Source organism: Paenibacillus tyrphae (assembly GCF_027925525.1).
Classification (GTDB): Bacteria; Bacillota; Bacilli; order Paenibacillales; family NBRC-103111; genus Paenibacillus_G; species Paenibacillus_G tyrfis_B.
In genome coordinates this window covers 1-285 of sequence record NZ_BSDJ01000119.1, presented here as the reverse complement: position 1 = coordinate 285, position 285 = coordinate 1, and the positions used below count along the sequence as shown (strand labels likewise).

The following is a 285-nucleotide window of genomic DNA, read 5'->3' as shown; positions in this document are numbered from 1 at the left end:
TCTGCGACTCTGTCGCAAGACACTCACTCGTGTTCAGTTTTGAAAGGCGCAATGCCTTTCAAGCTTGGTAGTACTGCCAAAAGTTGATGGTTGCATCAACCGGGTAGACATGCTAAGATAATCTTCCTGCCGCTGAAACGGCAGCGAAACAAGATTTGTTCCTTGAAAACTGGATAACGAAACAAAGCGTAAAGCTGAATCATCCTTAGTTTTACTAGTTGATACCGCGAGGTATATATCTTTTGGAGTGACTTTTGTCGAAGACAAGCGGAGCGAGAAAAGATA

Annotated in this window: 1 protein-coding gene; it reads right to left on the bottom strand. The window is 43.5% G+C overall.

What is annotated here, in order from left to right; all coding sequences use genetic code 11:
* Nucleotides 1-33 precede the first annotated feature (33 nt).
* On the bottom strand, nt 34-285 hold a 252-nt coding region (locus QMG93_RS35130), incomplete at its 5' end, for a hypothetical protein (protein WP_281944539.1).